The sequence below is a fragment of the Natronorubrum texcoconense genome, from assembly GCF_900100335.1.
Classification (GTDB): Archaea; Halobacteriota; Halobacteria; order Halobacteriales; family Natrialbaceae; genus Natronorubrum; species Natronorubrum texcoconense.
The window spans coordinates 184,171-200,604 of record NZ_FNFE01000006.1 but is presented as its reverse complement, the minus strand read 5'-3'; the positions used below and the strand labels follow the sequence as shown (position 1 = coordinate 200,604).

At 64.4% G+C, this 16,434-nt stretch carries 18 protein-coding genes; 12 read left to right on the top strand and 6 right to left on the bottom strand.

The window, feature by feature from the left end; all coding sequences use genetic code 11:
* Nucleotides 1-154 precede the first annotated feature (154 nt).
* Nucleotides 155-538 carry a methylmalonyl-CoA epimerase gene (gene mce / locus BLT08_RS17595; protein WP_090310789.1) on the top strand — a complete coding sequence of 128 codons (384 nt, stop codon included), beginning with the start codon at nt 155-157 and terminating at the stop codon, nt 536-538.
* A gap of 36 nt (nt 539-574) precedes the next feature.
* On the opposite strand, the gene BLT08_RS17590 is transcribed toward mce, so the two are convergent.
* Both BLT08_RS17590 and BLT08_RS17585 read right to left on the bottom strand, forming a co-directional pair.
* Entirely contained in the window at nt 575-970 is a 396-nt protein-coding gene (locus BLT08_RS17590) for a hypothetical protein (protein ID WP_090310560.1), read from the bottom strand.
* Between the two features lie 215 nt (nt 971-1,185).
* Entirely contained in the window at nt 1,186-1,863 is a 678-nt protein-coding gene (locus BLT08_RS17585; RefSeq protein WP_090310558.1) for an FAD-dependent oxidoreductase, read from the bottom strand.
* Nucleotides 1,864-2,181: 318 nt separating this feature from the next.
* Between BLT08_RS17585 and BLT08_RS17580 the strand changes: the two genes are divergently transcribed.
* Nucleotides 2,182-3,939 (top strand): 2-oxoacid:acceptor oxidoreductase subunit alpha, encoded by a 1,758-nt coding sequence (locus tag BLT08_RS17580; RefSeq protein WP_090310556.1) that lies wholly within the window; start codon nt 2,182-2,184, stop codon nt 3,937-3,939.
* Nucleotides 3,936-4,799, top strand: a complete 864-nt coding sequence (locus BLT08_RS17575) for a 2-oxoacid:ferredoxin oxidoreductase subunit beta (RefSeq protein ID WP_090310553.1) — start codon at nt 3,936-3,938, stop codon at nt 4,797-4,799. The genes BLT08_RS17580 and BLT08_RS17575 overlap by 4 nt, the downstream gene beginning before the upstream one ends.
* A gap of 239 nt (nt 4,800-5,038) precedes the next feature.
* On the opposite strand, the gene BLT08_RS17570 is transcribed toward BLT08_RS17575, so the two are convergent.
* Nucleotides 5,039-5,695, bottom strand: a complete 657-nt coding sequence (locus tag BLT08_RS17570; RefSeq protein ID WP_090310551.1) for a DUF6517 family protein — start codon at nt 5,693-5,695, stop codon at nt 5,039-5,041.
* Nucleotides 5,696-5,845: 150 nt separating this feature from the next.
* On the opposite strand from BLT08_RS17570, the gene BLT08_RS17565 reads away from it, so the two are divergent.
* The 4 genes from BLT08_RS17565 (at nt 5,846) to BLT08_RS17550 (ending at nt 9,112) form a co-directional block, all read left to right on the top strand.
* The gene (locus tag BLT08_RS17565) at nt 5,846-6,967 is read left to right on the top strand and encodes a pyridoxal phosphate-dependent aminotransferase (RefSeq protein ID WP_090310549.1); all 1,122 of its coding nucleotides are present in this window, start codon (nt 5,846-5,848) and stop codon (nt 6,965-6,967) included.
* A 137-nt stretch (nt 6,968-7,104) separates the two neighbouring features.
* Complete coding sequence (locus tag BLT08_RS17560) at nt 7,105-7,590, top strand: cupin domain-containing protein (protein WP_090310547.1); 486 nt, start codon at nt 7,105-7,107, stop codon at nt 7,588-7,590.
* A gap of 140 nt (nt 7,591-7,730) precedes the next feature.
* Nucleotides 7,731-8,696: an NADPH:quinone reductase gene (locus BLT08_RS17555; RefSeq protein ID WP_090310545.1), complete on the top strand. Its 966-nt coding sequence runs from the start codon at nt 7,731-7,733 to the stop codon at nt 8,694-8,696.
* 158 nt (nt 8,697-8,854) lie between these two features.
* Nucleotides 8,855-9,112 (top strand): DUF5789 family protein, encoded by a 258-nt coding sequence (locus tag BLT08_RS17550; protein WP_175529369.1) that lies wholly within the window; start codon nt 8,855-8,857, stop codon nt 9,110-9,112.
* Between the two features lie 90 nt (nt 9,113-9,202).
* Here the strand turns inward: BLT08_RS17550 and BLT08_RS17545 are convergent, their stop codons facing one another.
* Together BLT08_RS17545 and BLT08_RS17540 are read right to left on the bottom strand one after the other, a co-directional pair.
* The gene (locus BLT08_RS17545) at nt 9,203-10,210 is read right to left on the bottom strand and encodes a TIGR04024 family LLM class F420-dependent oxidoreductase (protein ID WP_090310541.1); all 1,008 of its coding nucleotides are present in this window, start codon (nt 10,208-10,210) and stop codon (nt 9,203-9,205) included.
* Between the two features lie 97 nt (nt 10,211-10,307).
* Entirely contained in the window at nt 10,308-10,688 is a 381-nt protein-coding gene (locus tag BLT08_RS17540) for a DUF8152 family protein (RefSeq protein ID WP_245724268.1), read from the bottom strand.
* A gap of 134 nt (nt 10,689-10,822) precedes the next feature.
* On the opposite strand from BLT08_RS17540, the gene BLT08_RS17535 reads away from it, so the two are divergent.
* From BLT08_RS17535 to BLT08_RS17525, 3 genes are all read left to right on the top strand, one after another.
* Nucleotides 10,823-12,220: an FAD-binding oxidoreductase gene (locus tag BLT08_RS17535; RefSeq protein ID WP_090310539.1), complete on the top strand. Its 1,398-nt coding sequence runs from the start codon at nt 10,823-10,825 to the stop codon at nt 12,218-12,220.
* Between the two features lie 79 nt (nt 12,221-12,299).
* Nucleotides 12,300-12,653, top strand: a complete 354-nt coding sequence (locus tag BLT08_RS17530; protein ID WP_175529368.1) for a hypothetical protein — start codon at nt 12,300-12,302, stop codon at nt 12,651-12,653.
* 89 nt (nt 12,654-12,742) lie between these two features.
* Complete coding sequence (locus BLT08_RS17525; protein ID WP_245724267.1) at nt 12,743-13,174, top strand: hypothetical protein; 432 nt, start codon at nt 12,743-12,745, stop codon at nt 13,172-13,174.
* A 48-nt stretch (nt 13,175-13,222) separates the two neighbouring features.
* Here the strand turns inward: BLT08_RS17525 and BLT08_RS17520 are convergent, their stop codons facing one another.
* Nucleotides 13,223-14,914: a thiamine pyrophosphate-binding protein gene (locus BLT08_RS17520; RefSeq protein WP_090310785.1), complete on the bottom strand. Its 1,692-nt coding sequence runs from the start codon at nt 14,912-14,914 to the stop codon at nt 13,223-13,225.
* A 142-nt stretch (nt 14,915-15,056) separates the two neighbouring features.
* Here BLT08_RS17520 and BLT08_RS17515 point away from each other — a divergent pair, with 142 nt between their 5' ends.
* Entirely contained in the window at nt 15,057-15,917 is an 861-nt protein-coding gene (locus BLT08_RS17515; RefSeq protein ID WP_175529367.1) for a UbiA family prenyltransferase, read from the top strand.
* 145 nt (nt 15,918-16,062) lie between these two features.
* Nucleotides 16,063-16,365, top strand: a complete 303-nt coding sequence (locus BLT08_RS17510; RefSeq protein WP_090310535.1) for a HalOD1 output domain-containing protein — start codon at nt 16,063-16,065, stop codon at nt 16,363-16,365.
* Nucleotides 16,366-16,434: the final 69 nt, after the last annotated feature.

Genomic DNA, 16,434 nt, shown 5'->3' with positions numbered 1-16,434 from the left:
GGCTTCACAGAGCCGGATCAAATACTCGTCGGAGACGACACCGAGTTGAATAGTTCACTCTCGCGCCGATACCAGACGTCGAGCGAGACTCGATATGCAAGCCCACGATCGACGAACCGCATCAATATTTGTGTTCGATCCCGAACGGCGAACCATGCACTTCGATCACGCGGGAATCGCGACCGAGGACGCCGCCGAACTCGGGGCCCTGTACGCGGAGCTCTTCGGTCTCGAGGTCGTCCACGAAGAGGAGTTCGACGGCTTGCGAGTCGTCTTCCTCGACTGCGAAAACGGTTACTTCGAACTGCTCGAACCGCTCGAGGAGGGAACTATCGCGAAGTATCTCGAGGCAAACGGCGCGGGGATTCACCACCTCGCGCTCGCGACGGACGATCTCGAGGGCGCACTCGAGACGGTCCGCGACCACGGTGTGCAGTTGATCGACGAGGAGCCACGGCCCGGTGCGTGGGGACATTCGGTCGCTTTCTTGCATCCCAAAGACACCGGCGGAATCCTCGTCGAACTCGTCGAGCACTGAACCGAACGTCGCCACCGCTCGAGGCGAGCGACCGACTCAGTCCATTCGATTATCGCTCTCGTCGAACTCGCCCTGGTCGATGTCGATGCGGTGTGGTTCGGGGCGCTCGCCGCCGCTGGCGCCGCTGCTGCCCCCGACCGGCAGCTTGGTTCGGAGGTCGGCCGCGAACGACTGGACCTGATCGACCAGCGTCTTGACCTCCTCTTCGAACTGCTCGACGGAGCGCTCGACGTAGTGGACGCGCTGGGCCGGAATCCGTCGAACGATGTCGTGGCCCTCCTCGTCCTCGTCGGTCTTGATGATCCAGTGATCCTGAAAGTAGGCGATGTGTTCGTTCGGGACCGTCTTTCTGACGGTGTCCTCGTCGGGTTCTTCGTAGACGATCGTCGCGTGACCGATGTCTCGCTCGAGTTCGAGGTCTTCGTCAACCATGGGCTCCGATAGGGATCCGACACGCGTAGTGACTGTGCTTGCGAGCCTCGGTGCGCGACAGGCCCCGGGCCGGCCACGTATCTTGGCAGACCGTTCGCGGGGTGATTGGGTCATCAACTGTTCGGCCCTGCTGGGTGAGCAATCGGTCGAGCCGGGACGAACCTGTCTCGTCGGCGCACCACAGAAAAGCCGCAATTCAGCGTTTGAACGCCCTCTCAGCCGAAGTTCTCGATCAACGCCTCGTCGGAATCGCCGCCGTCCTCGTCGATCGTGTCGGCGACGAACCGAACGAAGTCCTCGAACCCGAAGGCGTAGAGCTGTCCGTCCGCGCGGTGGGACTCGATCGCTTCCGCCAGTCCGTCGCTATCGTCCTCGTCGAGAATAACGACGTTCGCGCCCGCGTCCTCCAGTGCCTCGAGTCGGTCGACGTGTGCGGGTTCGTCGTCCTGATAGACGACGACCGCCTCGTGACCCGACTCGTGGGCCGCTTCGGCGATCGAGACGGCTGGACCGACGCCGGGGCCGCCCGCGACGGCGACGACGTCCTCGTCACCCTCGTAGGTGATCGTCCCGAACGGGCCGTCGACGTGGACGGTTTCACCGCCCTCGAGATCGGCGAGCCACGGTGAGAGGTCGCCGTCGGGATCGATCCCGACCGTGATCTCGAACGTCTCGCCGGCCGCGGGCGAGGAGAGCGTGTAGTGGCGCATGACGATGTCGTCCTCGTCGTGACCGCCGCTCGTCTGGTCCTCGACCCCGGGGACGGCCCGAAGCAGGACGAACTGTCCGGGACGGGCATCGAACCCCTCGGGCGTCTCGAGTTCGAGTGCGACGGTACCCGGACCGACTTCGCGGACCGATTCGACGGCGACTGGTGTTCCTTCGATTGTCATGTCGAAACCGTTCGGGGGCCGCTGGAAAAGGCGTTCCGTTCCGCGTCGTCGTTACGCTCGCGATTCGATACATCCGCGGTCCGATACGCTCGATCCGGGCCCTCTCGGAAACGATCGTTCTCGAGAGATGGGCTTCCTGTTCGAGACAGTACCAACCGGTGTTCTCACAGCTTCCCGAGGGCGTAATTTCACCAGTGATTTATTCTGATTCGAGTAACGAACGCGGTGATCGAGAGCGGACATATCACGCACTGTTGCGGTGGTCCGGTTGGGTTTTCAGAAGCCTTTTCATTTACTGGGGGCAAGGCTCAGCATAACATGGCTGAGGATCTCAACTGGGCGGTCGGAGGCGAGGCCGGGGACGGTATCGACTCCACCGGAAAAATCTTCGCTCAGGCACTTTCCCGAGCCGGGCGGCACGTATTCACGTCGAAAGACTTCGCGTCCCGAATCCGCGGCGGCTACACGGCCTACAAGATTCGGACGTCGGTCGAGCAGGTCCAGAGCGTCGTGGACCGACTCGATATCCTGGTCGCCCTGACACAGCGCACCATCGACGAAAACCTCGACGAACTTCACGAGGGCAGTGCCGTCATCTACGACGGTGAGCGCTCCTGGGAGGCCGAGATTCCCGACGAGATCACCGCAGTCGACGTCCCCCTGAAATCGCTCGCCGAGGACGCCGGCGGCGCGATCATGCGCAACATCGTCGCGCTCGGCGCCGCGTGTAAGATCACCGGCTTCGACGTCGAGTACCTGGACGAGGCGCTCGAGAAGCGCTTCGGCGGTAAGGGCTCGAAGATCGTCGAGAACAACAAGGAAGCCGCCCGCCTCGGCCAGGAGTACGTCGAGGAGAACTACGATCTCGACCACCTCGGCTACAACGTCGACGTTACCGACAACGACTACGTCCTCCTGAACGGCAACGAAGCGATCGGGATGGGTGCCATCGCCGCCGGCTGTCGCTTCTACGCTGGCTACCCCATCACGCCCGCGACGTCCATCATGGAGTACCTGACTGGCCGTATCGAGGACTACGGCGGTCACGTCGTGCAGGCCGAAGACGAGCTTTCCGCAATCAACATGGCGCTTGGCGGCGCACGCGCAGGCGCTCGAGCCATGACAGCGACGTCGGGAGCCGGGATCGACCTCATGACCGAGACGTTCGGACTGGTCGCGACCAGCGAAACGCCGCTGGTCATCTGTGACGTCCAGCGATCCGGTCCCTCGACGGGGATGCCGACGAAACAGGAACAAGGTGACCTCAACATGGCGCTGTACGGCGGCCACGGCGAAGTGCCGCGGTTCGTCGTCGCCCCTACCTCGATCACCGAGTGTTTCTGGAAGACGGTCGAGGCGTTCAACCTCGCCGAGAAGTACAACACGCCGGTGTTCCTCGTCTCCGATCTGGCGATGTCGGTCACCGAACAGACGTTCCCCCCGGAGGCGTTCGACATGGATGCAGTCGAGATCGACCGCGGCAAACTCGTCGGCGACGACGAGGTCGACGAGTGGCTCGACGAGCAGGGACGGTTCCGCGCCCACGCCGACACCGACGACGGCGTCAGTCCGCGCGCCATCCCTGGCACGATCGACGGTGCACACATGAGCACCGGTCTCGAACACGACGAACTCGGCCGCCGAACCGAGGAACAGGACGAGCGCGTCCAGCAGGTCGACAAACGGTATCGGAAGGTCGAGACCGCACAGGAGCAAGAAGAGTGGGAGTGCCGCGAGTTCGGCGACGAGGACGCGGACAACCTCATTCTCACGTGGGGTTCCAACGAAGGGGCACTCGTCGAAGCCCTCGGCTACCTCGAGGACGAGGACGTCGACGTTCGCGTGATCTCGGTTCCGTACATCTTCCCGCGGCCGGACCTCACCGACGAGATCGAGGCGGCCGAACAGACGATCGTCGTCGAGTGTAACGCGACCGGCCAGTTCGCCGACCTCATCGAACACGACGCACTTACCCGCGTCAAGCGCATCAACAAGTACACCGGCGTCCGCTTCAAGGCGGACGAACTCGCCGAACAGATCACCGACAAACTCTCCGAGGAGGTGCCAGCACAATGAGCTCCGACGTACGATTCACCGACTTTAAATCCGACAAGCAGCCCACGTGGTGTCCCGGATGCGGCGACTTCGGGACGATGAACGGCATGATGAAAGCCCTGGCCGAAACTGGCAACGACCCCGACAACACGTTCGTGGTGGCCGGCATCGGCTGTTCCGGCAAGATCGGGACCTACATGCACAGCTACGCCCTTCACGGGGTTCACGGCCGTGCACTTCCCGTCGGCACCGGCGTCAAGATGGCCCGCCCCGACATCGAAGTGATGGTCTCCGGCGGCGACGGTGACGGCTACTCGATCGGTGCCGGTCACTTCGTCCACGCCGTCCGCCGAAACGTCGACATGTCCTACGTCGTCATGGACAACCGCATCTACGGCCTGACGAAGGGCCAGGCCTCGCCGACCTCGCGGTCGGACTTCGAGACCTCGACGACCCCCGAAGGACCGAAGCAGCCACCGGTCAACCCGCTCGCGCTCGCACTGGCCTCCGGCGCCTCGTTCATCGCCCAGTCGTTCGCCTCCGACGCGCTGCGCCACCAGGAGATCATCGAACAGGCGATCGAGCACGACGGCTTCGGCTTCGTCAACGTCTTCAGCCCGTGTGTCACGTTCAACGACGTCGACACGTACGACTACTTCCGCGAGAGCCTCGTCGACCTCAAAGAAGAGGGCCACGATCCGAACGACTACGAGGACGCCAAGAAAGTCATCCTCGACAGCGACAAGGAGTATCAGGGCGTCATGTACCAGGACGAAAACTCCGTCCCGTACCACGAGCAACACGGCGTCACCGAGGATATGTCCGATATTCCGGAGGGCGCGCCGGACGACGCGATGGACCTCGTCCGCGAGTTCTACTGACGACCGACGCACTCGACGCGACTCCGAGTACTCGTTTTCTCAGCACTGATCACCAGCCACTGTTGTCACCGTCGAGAGAGTGCCGTGTCTACAACCGCGCTCCGGACGGCGCTCGAGCGTTCCAAACGAGGCTCGAGTGATAACCACGGCGTCGGTCTCGCTCACGTGGTGCGGAACGCTCGCTCTGTCTCTCGGTTGCGGTTCGAAAATAGTGACCCGTCTCTCGAGTTTGCGAGCGTTCAGACCGGGTGTTCGACGGATTCCATCAGCTTCTCGGCGTTCGCCGATTCTTCGGCCAGCGCCGCGGGGTAGCTCCCGAGGAGGACGATGAGGTCGTCCTCGTGACCGAACGACGCCACCGGGATTTCGATGTCGACCGGCTCGCCCTCGAACTCGGATTCGCCCTCGAAGACGTCGACGGTTCGACCGTCGCCGAGAATATCGAGCGTGAACGAGTCGACCTTCGAGATGTCGTCGACATCGGTGTGGTCGCTATCGATTTCGGACAGGAATTCCTCGAGCAGTTCGTCGTTCGTCATCTCCGAAATCGGGTTGAACGACCGTCCGAGGACCGAAAAGTCGGGGATCGAGACGGCGACGAAGAACGCGCCCTCGTGTTCGATACCGCGGTGCTCGACGTCTTTCGAGTAGATCGACGACCACACCCTGGCCTCGACGTCGCGCTCGACGCCGACCTCGATCGTCTCCTCGATGGAGCGCTCCTCGATCTCGTACTCGTCGTAGCCGGCGGCTTCGAGGGCTGCGTCGGTGGGGGCGACGCGTTCTGCTGTGAGCTCCATCGGTCCGTTTCCGAGGACGAAGTCGAGACAGCCGGCCGTCAGTGCGAGCGTACCGGTCGCTCCTGTTGCGAGAATGGCACGTCGAGAGTAGGTCATTAGCGGTGTATTCGGCAGAAACCGTATATTTGTTGTGGAACAGTTACTCATGTAGACAAGATTGTAACGAGATAGAGGCTTTCGAATCGATCGTTGCAGCGGCGTCCCGGACACATCAAGAGTTATCGGGATCCGCACCAGCCTTTAGGCATGACCGAGTTCGCACGACGAGTCGAGCAGGTGTCGATCAGCGGCATTCGTGAAGTGTTCGAGGCCGCCGGTGACGACGCGATCAACCTCGGAATCGGCCAGCCGGACTTTCCGACGCCCGCCCACGCCCGCCGGGGCGCGATCGAGGCGATCGAGGCCGGCCAGACCGACGCTTACACGTCGAACAAGGGAACGCTGACGCTGCGCGAGGCGATCGCGGCGAAGTACGACCGCGACTACGACCTCGCGGTCGACCCCGAGCACGTCATCGCCACGTCCGGCGGCAGCGAGGCCCTCCACCTCGTCCTGCAGGCCCACGTCGATCCGGGCGAGGAAGTGATCTTCCCGGATCCGGGCTTCGTCTCCTACGACGCGCTGACTCACATCGCAGACGGCACGCCGAAGCCCGTCGGCCTCCGCGAGGATCTCACGCTCGATCCGGCGACCGTCGAGGAAGCCATCACCGACGACACTGCCGTCTTCGTCGTCAACAGCCCAGCCAACCCGACCGGCGCCGTCCAGAGCGAGGCCGACATGCGCGAGTTCGCCCGTATCGCCGACGAACACGACGTGCTCTGCGTCTCCGACGAGGTGTACGAACACATCGTCTTCGAGGGCGAGCACCGATCGCCGCTCGAGTTCGCCGAGACCGACAACGTGGTCGTCGTCAGCGCCTGCTCGAAGACCTACTCGATGACCGGCTGGCGACTCGGCTGGGTCACGGGCTCCAATCGCCGCATCGAGCGCATGCTGCGCGTCCATCAGTACGGCCAGGCCTGTGCCTCCGCACCCGCACAGTACGCCGCCGAGGCCGCGCTGACCGGTCCACAGGAGCCCGTCGCGGAGATGGTCGAGGCGTTCGAGGAGCGCCGCGACGTCGTCCTCGACGGACTCGCGGACGCCGGTCTCGAGGTTCCCAAACCCGAGGGCGCGTTTTACGTCATGCCGAAGGTACCAGCGGGCTGGTGTGACGAGGTGCTGGATCGCGGCGTGATCGTCGTCCCCGGCGACGCCTTCGGTGCGAACGGGGAGGGCTACGCGCGACTCTCGTACGCGACGGCGATGGAGGAGTTGAAGGAGGCTCTCGAGATTATCAACGACGCGACGCGAGCAGTACGATAGCGGTTTGACATCCATCGAAGCGGCCGAGACATCAGCCGAACTGCCGAGACGCCGATCCGACAGTCACCGGAATCGTCTTCGAAATCGCTAGAATCGCTTTATCTCCGACCAGAGCGTCTGTACGGTCGGTGATAGCAATGGCAGGAAAACAACTCACACCGCGATCGGACGGCGAACACCTCCACGTGCTCGGCTCGACGATGACCATCACGGCCGACGGTGACGACACGGACGGCGAGTTCACCGTCGTCGACATGCTCGCGCCGCCGGAGTTCGAAAACGGGCTTCACACGCACGCTCCGAGCGAGGTGTTTCACGTCCTCGAGGGATCGATGGCCCTCCACATCGACGGCGAGAACCACACCCTCGAGCCCCAAATGACCGGCTACGTCGCGGGAGGTCGTCCGCACGGGTTCCGCGTCGAGGGGGACGAACCGGTTCGCGTACTCGTCGCGCTCACGCCCGCCGGAACGGAGGACTTCTTCCGCGCGGTCGGTGAGCCGACCCAAACGCGGACACTACCGGAACCTCGCGAGGTAACCGACGCCGACCTCGAGGCGCTGTTCGCCGTCGGCGAGGAACACGGCTTCGCGTTTATGGGACCGCTCCCGGCCGACGACTGAGTCGGTCAGGAGGCTGGCCCAGCTCTGTTGACTCGAGAACGCCTCGAGGATCGTCTCTCAAACGGCCTCGAGATCGTATCCGCTCCCGATCAGCCGAGAACTGTACCCTTATACGGCTCTACGGCGTGTGCTCGAGTATCATGCGCGCTGTACGCCTACACGAGCACGGTGATGCGGACGTACTGCAGGTAGACGACGTGGACCGACCCGAGCCAGCCGAGGACGAGTTGCTAGTCGAGGTGGCCGCCGCGGGGATCAACCCCGTCGACACCTACTTCCGGGACGGCTCCTACGAGCCGGTCAGCGTGCCGTTCACGCCCGGCGTCGATTTCGCCGGCGTCGTCGCTGAGACCGGGTCGGCCGTCGAGGGCTTCGCCGAAGGCGACCGCGTCTTCGGAACCGGGATCGGCAACGGCGGGTTCCAGGGTTCGTACGCGGAGTACGCGACGGTACCCACCGACCGGGTCGTCCACCTCCCAGACGGTGCGGATCTGACCGAAGCGGGTGCGGCCGGCGTCGCCGCCGTCACGGCCTGGCGCGCGCTGATCGACCACGCCGACCTCGATCCCGCCGAGCACTGTCTCGTCCACGGCGGCTCCGGCGGCGTCGGTCATGCGGCCGTCCAGATCGGGGCTGCGGTCAGCGCTCGAGTCGTCACCACTGGATCGGAACAGTACCACGACGATCTCGAAGCCCTCGGCGCCGAGACGGTCCTCGATTACGGGCGCGAAGATCTGGCCGACGCGGTTCTCGAGGCCAGCGACGGCGGCGTCGACGCGATTCTGGACCACCGGCTGGACGACTACCTCCAGTTCGACGCGGACGTCGCCGCGACCGGCTGTCGCGTCGTCGGCATCGGCGAGAATAGCCCCGATCCCGCGTTCACGAACGACGGCGCGGCTCGATCGAAGGACGTCAACTACCAGTTCATGAGTATGTTCAACACGCCCGATCTGCGCGTGCCGCTCCGGGGCGTTGCGCATCTTATGGCGACCGACGCCCTCGAGATCGAGATCGCGGAGAGCTACGGTCTCGACGAAGCATCACAGGCCCAGGAGGACGTTATGAACGACAGCTTCCTCGGAAAGCTCGTCATCGAACCGTAACCGAACAGTTTCGGCCTGCGACCGGGTAACGAGTTCGAGCAGCGACCCGAAATCTGTTCTCAGAAACGGGTTACTTTAGCCGTCACTCGGCCGATTACGACCGTCCAGCGATCCGACGTATACATACGGCTATGCCGACGGCAACCGTGTTTGGCACCATGACACAAGATGTCAAACTCAACGGGCTCGTGAACGTGCTCGGCAACCTCGAGTATCCGATTTCACGGGACGAAGCCGCCGAGCAGTGCGACGACGTGACGCTGGTCCTCGCGGACGGAGAGGAGAACCTCGGCGAGATCGTCGCCGACTCGAGCGGCGAGACGTTCGCGTCGATGGACGACCTCGAGACGGAGGTGTTCAACCTCCTCCCCCGGCACGCCGTCGGCGAACCGTACCAGTCCGAAGGCGAGGGGTAACGGAACGCTCGGCGGTCGGACGATCGATCACCGGCCGATCCGAAGCGGAACGCGTGTTCGGCGGCCGACTCGAGCAGCGACCGATTGACTCTACATCAGGTCAGCGACCGCTTCCATCGTCGTCACCTTCTCGTCCTCGGTCGTCTCGTTGACGAAGCCGACGCGGACGGCGTCGACGCCGTCGATCTCGCCGTACGATTCGACCCACTCGCGAACCTCGTCGGGCGTTCCCGCGGGTGCGAGTTCGTCGAGCAATTCCTCGGGCAACTCGGCGGCCATTCGCTCCGTATCGCGGTCCTGCCACGCCGCGCGGATGTTCTCGACGACCTCGGGATAGCCCTGCTCGGCGACCGAGTCGCCGTAGTAGGGGCCGTAGGCACCCAGCATGAACGCGATCGTGCCGCGGGCCTTTCGCCGTGCCAGTTCGCGATCCTCGCTCGCGATACCGCGAACGATCGGCGCGACGCGCAGGTCGTCGACGGTCTTGTCGGCGAGTTCGGCACCGCGGGAGAGATCCTCGAGACGCTCCTCGAGACCCTCTTTCGTGAACATCTGTGGCGCCCAGCCGTCGCCGAAGCGGCCGGCCATTTCGGTGGCCTTCGGGCCGAGCGTCCCGAGGTCGATCGGCGGCGGGTTTTCGGGGACCTCGCGCTCGTAGTTGAGGCCGGCGATGTCGAAAATATCACCCTCGTAGGCCGGGTTGCCGTTCTCGTAGACCGATCGAATGACCTCGATGGTCTCGCGGGTCCGTCGGAGCGGGCGGTCGAACTCGAGGCCGTGCCAGCGCTCGGTGATCGCGGGCGAACTGGGCCCGAGACCGAGTCGGAACCGGCCCTCGGAGGCCTCGTGCAGCGTGAGCGCGGTCTGAGCGAGCATCGCGGGCGAGCGGCCGAACGGAGAGATGACGTCGTTCGTGATCCCCAGTTCGTCGGTGCGGTCGGCGGCGAGCGTGAGCACCGGGACGATGTTCCAGCCCGTCGTTTCGCCGACCGTAATTCGGTCGAAGCCCAGCTCCTCGGCTTGTACGGCCCGCTCGGCGACGTCCTGCGGTCGCTCGTAGTCGTTGAGCTGCACCAGCAGATCGAGATCGGCGTTCACGGTGCTCCCCTCCGGATCGGTCGGATCGCTCGGCTATCTACCATCAGCGGACAGTACGGTATCAGTTATCATAAAATCCATCGTTTCCGAGAGTTGATCATTTGTTGAACACTGGTTGTCGATGTGGGTGGAATATCTTCCAGTAGTAGATGTCGCGGGCGGCGCAGAAGTTGCGTCTCACACTCCGGCCCCCTGTCGGGGCCTCGAGGTGCTCGTCACCCGCTACGTGGCCGGTCTCGTCGACCTCCGAGAGCAGGTGCTGAATCTTCTCGACGCGTTCGACGACGACCTCCCGCTCGAGGTCGCTCGTCGCCACGTCACGGGCGATGGCGTCGGCCTCGCCGAGCCAGCGGTTGGCGTCTCGATCGATCGGTAGTTCGGCGGTGTGCTCGAGGTGACGGTGAAGCTGCTGGGTTTGGTCCTCGAGCGAGTCCTCGGCCCCGTTAGCTGTGCGGGCTGGGTGCGAATCGTCAGTCACGATTGGGACTACGGACTCGAGACTCGTGACGCTTGCTCGAAAAAACGACGGGAACGACCCCACAACATCCGAGCGCGAGGATCGAAGGGAACTACGTGGGAAACGTTGATACGGGACGTGAACGACGACCACGTATGACACACGACTGTTCGTTCCTCGAGGACCTCGACCTCGCGGACGACCAGCTATCGTTCGCGGAGGGGCGCCGGGAGACACACGCCGCCGACTGGGGCGCACAACAGGACGGACGCGGCGTGCTTCCGGACGCCGTCGTCTGGCCGGAGACGACGAAGGACGTTTCGACGGTTCTCGCCGCCGCGACCGACCACGGCGTGCCAGTCACGCCCTACGCGGCGGGAACGGGGCTCGAGGGCAACGCCGTTCCGGCCCAGGGCGGGATCAGCATGGACCTAACCCGAATGGACGACGTCGTCGACTACCGGCCGGACGACTTCCAGATCGACGTCGGACCCGGAATCATCGGCTCGGCGGTCGACGAGTACGTCGCCGACGACGGACTGTTCTTTCCGCCGCTGCCCTCCTCGGGCGACATCTCGACGATCGGCGGCATGATCGCCACCGACGCCAGTGGCATGCAGACCGTCAAGTACGGCGAGGTCGCCGACTGGGTGCTCGGCCTCGAGGCCGTGTTGGCCGACGGAACGGTCGTTCGGACGGGCTCGCGAGCGATCAAGACCTCGAGCGGCTACAACCTGACCGAACTGCTCGTCGGCAGCGAGGGCACGCTGGCCGTCGTCACCGAGGCCACCCTCCGACTGGCCGGCCGCCCCCAGCAGATCCGCGGCGGGCGAGCGATCTTCGAGACGCTCGACGACGCGACCGCAGCGGTCTTCGACGCCGTCCGAACCGACGTCGACGTCGCCCGGATCGAACTCGTCGACGGGCTGAGCGCCCGGATGGCAAACGAATACTTAGACTCCGGCCTGCCGGACGCCCCGATGGTCTTCCTCGAGTTCCACGCCAACCACGGCGTCGAGGAGGAGATAGAGCTCTGCCGGACCATCTTCGAGGACCACGACGTAGCCCGCTTCGAGATGAGCGACGACGACGCGGAGATGGAGTCGCTCTGGCAGGCCCGTCGGGAGTTGGCCTACGCCGTGCAGAGCTACGACCCAGACCTCCAGCCGCTCCACCCCGGCGACGTGACGGTCCCGATCAGCGCCTACCCGGAGATCGTCCACGAGGCCAAACGGCTCGAGGAGGAGTACGGACTGCTCGTCCCCTGCTTCGGTCACGCGGGCGACGGCAACCTCCACTACAGCGTGCTCGTCGATCCGGACGATCCCGAGCAACTCGAGCGCGGCGAAGCACTGTACAAGGAGATCGTCGAGCGGGCGATGGCGATCGGCGGCACCTCGACGGGCGAGCACGGGATCGGACAGGGAAAGCGCGAGTATCTCGAGGCCGAACACGGCGCGGGTGCGGTCGATGCGATGCGACGAGTCAAGCGGGCGCTGGATCCGACGGGAACGCTGAATCCCGGGAAGATCTTCCCGGACGAAGAGTGCTAAGGAAACCGATCCGAAGGAGATCCGAACACGCCGCTCCTCGAACCCTACCTTTTTTACGGCCCTTGAGTCAGTAGCTATCGTGACTCACGGGTTGGAGCCGACGGAGGAGTACGACGGCTCGATCACGGTTCGACTCCTCGACGACGACGCGGAAACGGAGACGATCGACTGTGCGTCGTACGAGCGAGCGATCGAACTCGTCAGAGAGCGACAGCACTCGGTTACGGTAGCGAAGATCGTGGATCGAGACGGAGCCGTCGTCTTCACTTCCGCAGAGATGGAGATCGACGACTGGGAGGGCGTCTGGCAACGGGAAAAGCGCAGCCTCTCCGTCCACGTCGAAGAGCACGACTGCCCCTACGACAGCATCTCCTGTTTCGCCGACGATCTCTGCGTAGAGTGTCAGATCGACACGGTGCGGGATCAGTACTGAACGGTGGTCGCCTGTTCGGCCCCTCGTTCGGTGCGAAAGTGATCGTGCGATAGCAAATTTATTCACTCCGAGTGACACTCCGTACAGTAATGAGTCGTATCACTCGCCGAACTGCCCTCCAACTACTCTCCGGCAGCGTACTCCTGACGACGAGTAGCTGCCTCGACCGAGTCCGCGAAACGGACGACGAGGCAGCGGACTCCGTCCGACTGTGTCAGGCGATGGTTTTCAACGACGACGAGACTGAGACCCACCACGTTCGACTGCGGCTTCACGAGGGTGACGACCGACTGTACGACGAGGAAGCAGACCTCGAGCCACACGAGTGGCTAACGGTCGAAGCGGCCGACGTGGAACCGACCGAGGGCGCGTTCACCTTCGAATTCCAACTGAACGGCGCAGGGTGGCACGAAATGGACATGACGAGCATTCGGTCCGATCCGGTGGCTGCGACCGCGCTCGTCACCGGTGACGATTCGTTCGTGTTCCTAGAATCGAGCAAGGGAAACATCGAGTGCTAACTGGGATTCGACGGTCGCCGGCCCTGAACCACCTCGAGCGACCCTGCCTCAGTCGTGCACCAACACGTCGAGCACGTCGGTCCCGTCGCGGGCCAGCGCCTCCTCGAGCGCCCCTTCAATTCCGTCCGGCGTCTCGACCTGTTCGGCGCGCGCGCCGTGGCTCTCGGCGTTCTTCACGAGGTCGACGGCCGGATCGAAGTCCATGGCGGTGAACTCGTAGTCGGTCTCCTCGCCGCCCATCAGCTTGAGCGTGTTGTCCTTCAGGATGCGGTAGTTGCGGTTGTCCGAGATGACGACCGTGAGGTCGACGTCGTGGCGGGCCGCGCTGTAGATGGAGTGGGGGTAGTAGAGGTAGGAGCCGTCGCCGATGAAGCCGATGACGTCCCGCGGGTCGTCGCGTTGGCTTTCGGCGATGGCCGCCCCCACGGAGGCAGGGAGCCCGTAGCCGAGTCCGCCGCCCTTGTTCGAGATGTACTGCTCGGGCGCGAGGTTCCAGCGGGTCAGCATGGCGTACTTCGAGGTCACGCCCTCGTCGACGATCGCGGCGTCTCCGGCCACCCGTTCCATCGCGTCGACGAGTTCGGCCTTCGAGGCCCGCGGGTCGTCCTCGGCGTCGCCCTCGCCCATGCCGGCCATCTTCGCGTCGACCATCTCCTTGATGGCGCCGACGTTCTCGAGTCGCTCCCCGACGGTTTCCTCGGAGAGCCGACCCTGCACGCGCTCGATGAGCCCCTGGAGGATCAGTCCGGGGTCGCCGATGACGGCCGCGTCAGCGGGCTGGTTCTTGCCGACCTGCCAGTCGTCGTCGCTAACGTGAATGCAGGTCGTTTCGGGATCGACCAGCGCTTCCTCGTGGCGGGTCAGCGTCGTGTTGGTCGAACAGCCGATGAAGGCGACCGTGTCGGTGTCCATCAGCATCGACGCGAGGTTCTCGTTCGGCGGGATGTAGGAGACCCACTGGTCGTGGTCGGTCGGGAAGTCCACCTCGGAGGAGAGGATTTCGCCGTGGACGCGAGCCCCGGTCGCCTCCGCGAGTTCGACCGCCGCGGCGACGGCGTCCGCACCGGAGCGCGCAATGTGGTCTCCGACGACCATCACCGGGTTGTCAGCGTCGACGAGCAGGTCGGCGGCGTGCTCGAGTTGGGCTGGATCGCCGCTGCCCGCGTTCGGAATCGCGCCGAGTCGTTCGGGCTCGGCGTCAGTTTCGGCCAGCATGACGTCCAGCGGGAGGCCGAGGAAGACTGGACCGGTCGGCGGCGTCATCGCGACGCGGAACGCGCGCCGGAGCATCGTCGGCAGCGCCTCGACGTCCAGTACCTCGTCGGACCACTTGCAGAATTGCTCGGCCATTTCGACCAGCCCGCCCGAGAGGATCGGCTCCTCGTGGCGGAAGTCCGTGCTGTGGTTTCCGGCGGTGACGACCACCGGCGCGCCGGTGATCTTGGCCGCATAGAGGTTCCCCAGCCCGTGGGCCAGCCCCGGCGCGATGTGGAGGTTCGCGACGCCGACCGGGTTGATCGACTCGTCGTGATGGGAGTGGTACCGCCGCGTCTGGGCGTAGCCCGAGGCCATCCCCACCGCGATGTCCTCGTGGAGCCCCAAGACGTACTCGAGGTCGCTCTGACCGATTGCGTCCACGATCGGAAGCTCCGTCGTGCCCGGATTCCCGAAGAGGTAGTCGACGCCGTAGGACTCGAGTGCGTCGGTGAAGAGATCTGCACCGGTGTAGCCGTCTGTCATGATCGTTCGTGGAACGGGACGATACATCAAACTGTGTGTTTCGGCGCTCGAGACGGGTTTTTGGGCTGTCACGTGTCTTTCCGTTTCCAGCGAGTTCCCTGCCGGGCGGGGTATTATACAGCAGTTCGTTGTCGCTCGAGACATGGCTCTCGCGAGAGATGGACCCGGCGTCGCAGCGACTGCACAGGCCTTCTGGTCGCAGGTCCATCCGGTGTTCATGCTGCCCCCGCTCGCGGCGTCGCTGTTCGGCGTCGTTCTCGCCGGCGATCTCGAGCCGACGCTCGCGGCGGTTCACGTCGTCGCGATCTTCGCGGCGGTCTACACCGCTCACCTCAAGGACGGCTACGTCGACTTCCACGTCCGCGGTGAGGACGACGACCACCCGCTGACCGAGCGCGGCTGTCGCGTCGGTCTCGTCCTCTCGACGGCGACGTTCGGCGTGTGCTGTCTCCTCCTCTGGCTCTCCGTCGGCTGGATCGCGGTCGCGCTGACGCTGCCGACGTGGGTGATCGCGTACCACCACGCCCCGCAGCTCGATATGAACCCCATCACGGCGACGACCGGCTACCCGCTCGGAATCGCGCTGTCGCTGCTCGGCGGGTTTTACGTGCAAACCGGGACGATCACCGCAGTCCCGCTCGGCTTCGCGCTGGTCTTCCTCGTCTTGCTATCGGGCATCAAGGTCGTCGACGACGCACAGGACTACGACTACGATCGATCGATCGAGAAGCGGACCGTCGCGGTTACGGTCGGCCCGCAACGAGCGCACGCCGTCGCGTACGGCCTGATGGTAACCGCGCTCTTCGTCGTGCTCGGCTTCGCCGTCGCTCGCGTGTTTCCACCGACGGCGATCCTCGCGGCACTCGCGTTCGCCGCCGTCGCCGCCATCGCATACCGGACCGGGCCGGATCTCGCGACCATGTTGCTGGTCCGTGGATCGTACGTCTTCCTAGCTGTGCTGGTCGCCGCGGTCTGGTTCGAGCCGCTAGCGGCGATCGGCTGACGAAGCGGAACGTCGGTATTCCGCGACCGAGACCGATACACGGTAAAATAGCCGATACGGTTCGAGGCGGTTCCGCCCGGAATAAGAGACCATTCATTACGTAATGCTACAACAAACTTTTCACACGCTTCGCCGAACGGGAGGTATGGGAGCATCCGATCGTGAGAGCCCGTCTGGGGACGAGACAATTCGATCACGCCACGACTGGGCGGCGACGTCACCGAGTCAGGCCATCGTCGAGGCAGTCGCAACGGTCGAGGAAACGACGCCGGTAGCGCTCGTACGGGAGACCGAAACGACACTGTATGAGTACGTCGATCCGGAGGCGCTCGATTCGCTCGTCGGTTCCGACCGGAGTGGATCCGTCGCGGTCGCGTTCGATATCGACTCCCTGCACGTCACGGTTTCGAGCGGCGGCCAGCTCGTGATCGATCTCGGCGAGCACTGACCCGTCGGAACGGGGCGCTCGCCTCGAGACGAGCGAGCGTGCGGCGGCGAGGGGACGGCCCGAAGCGTC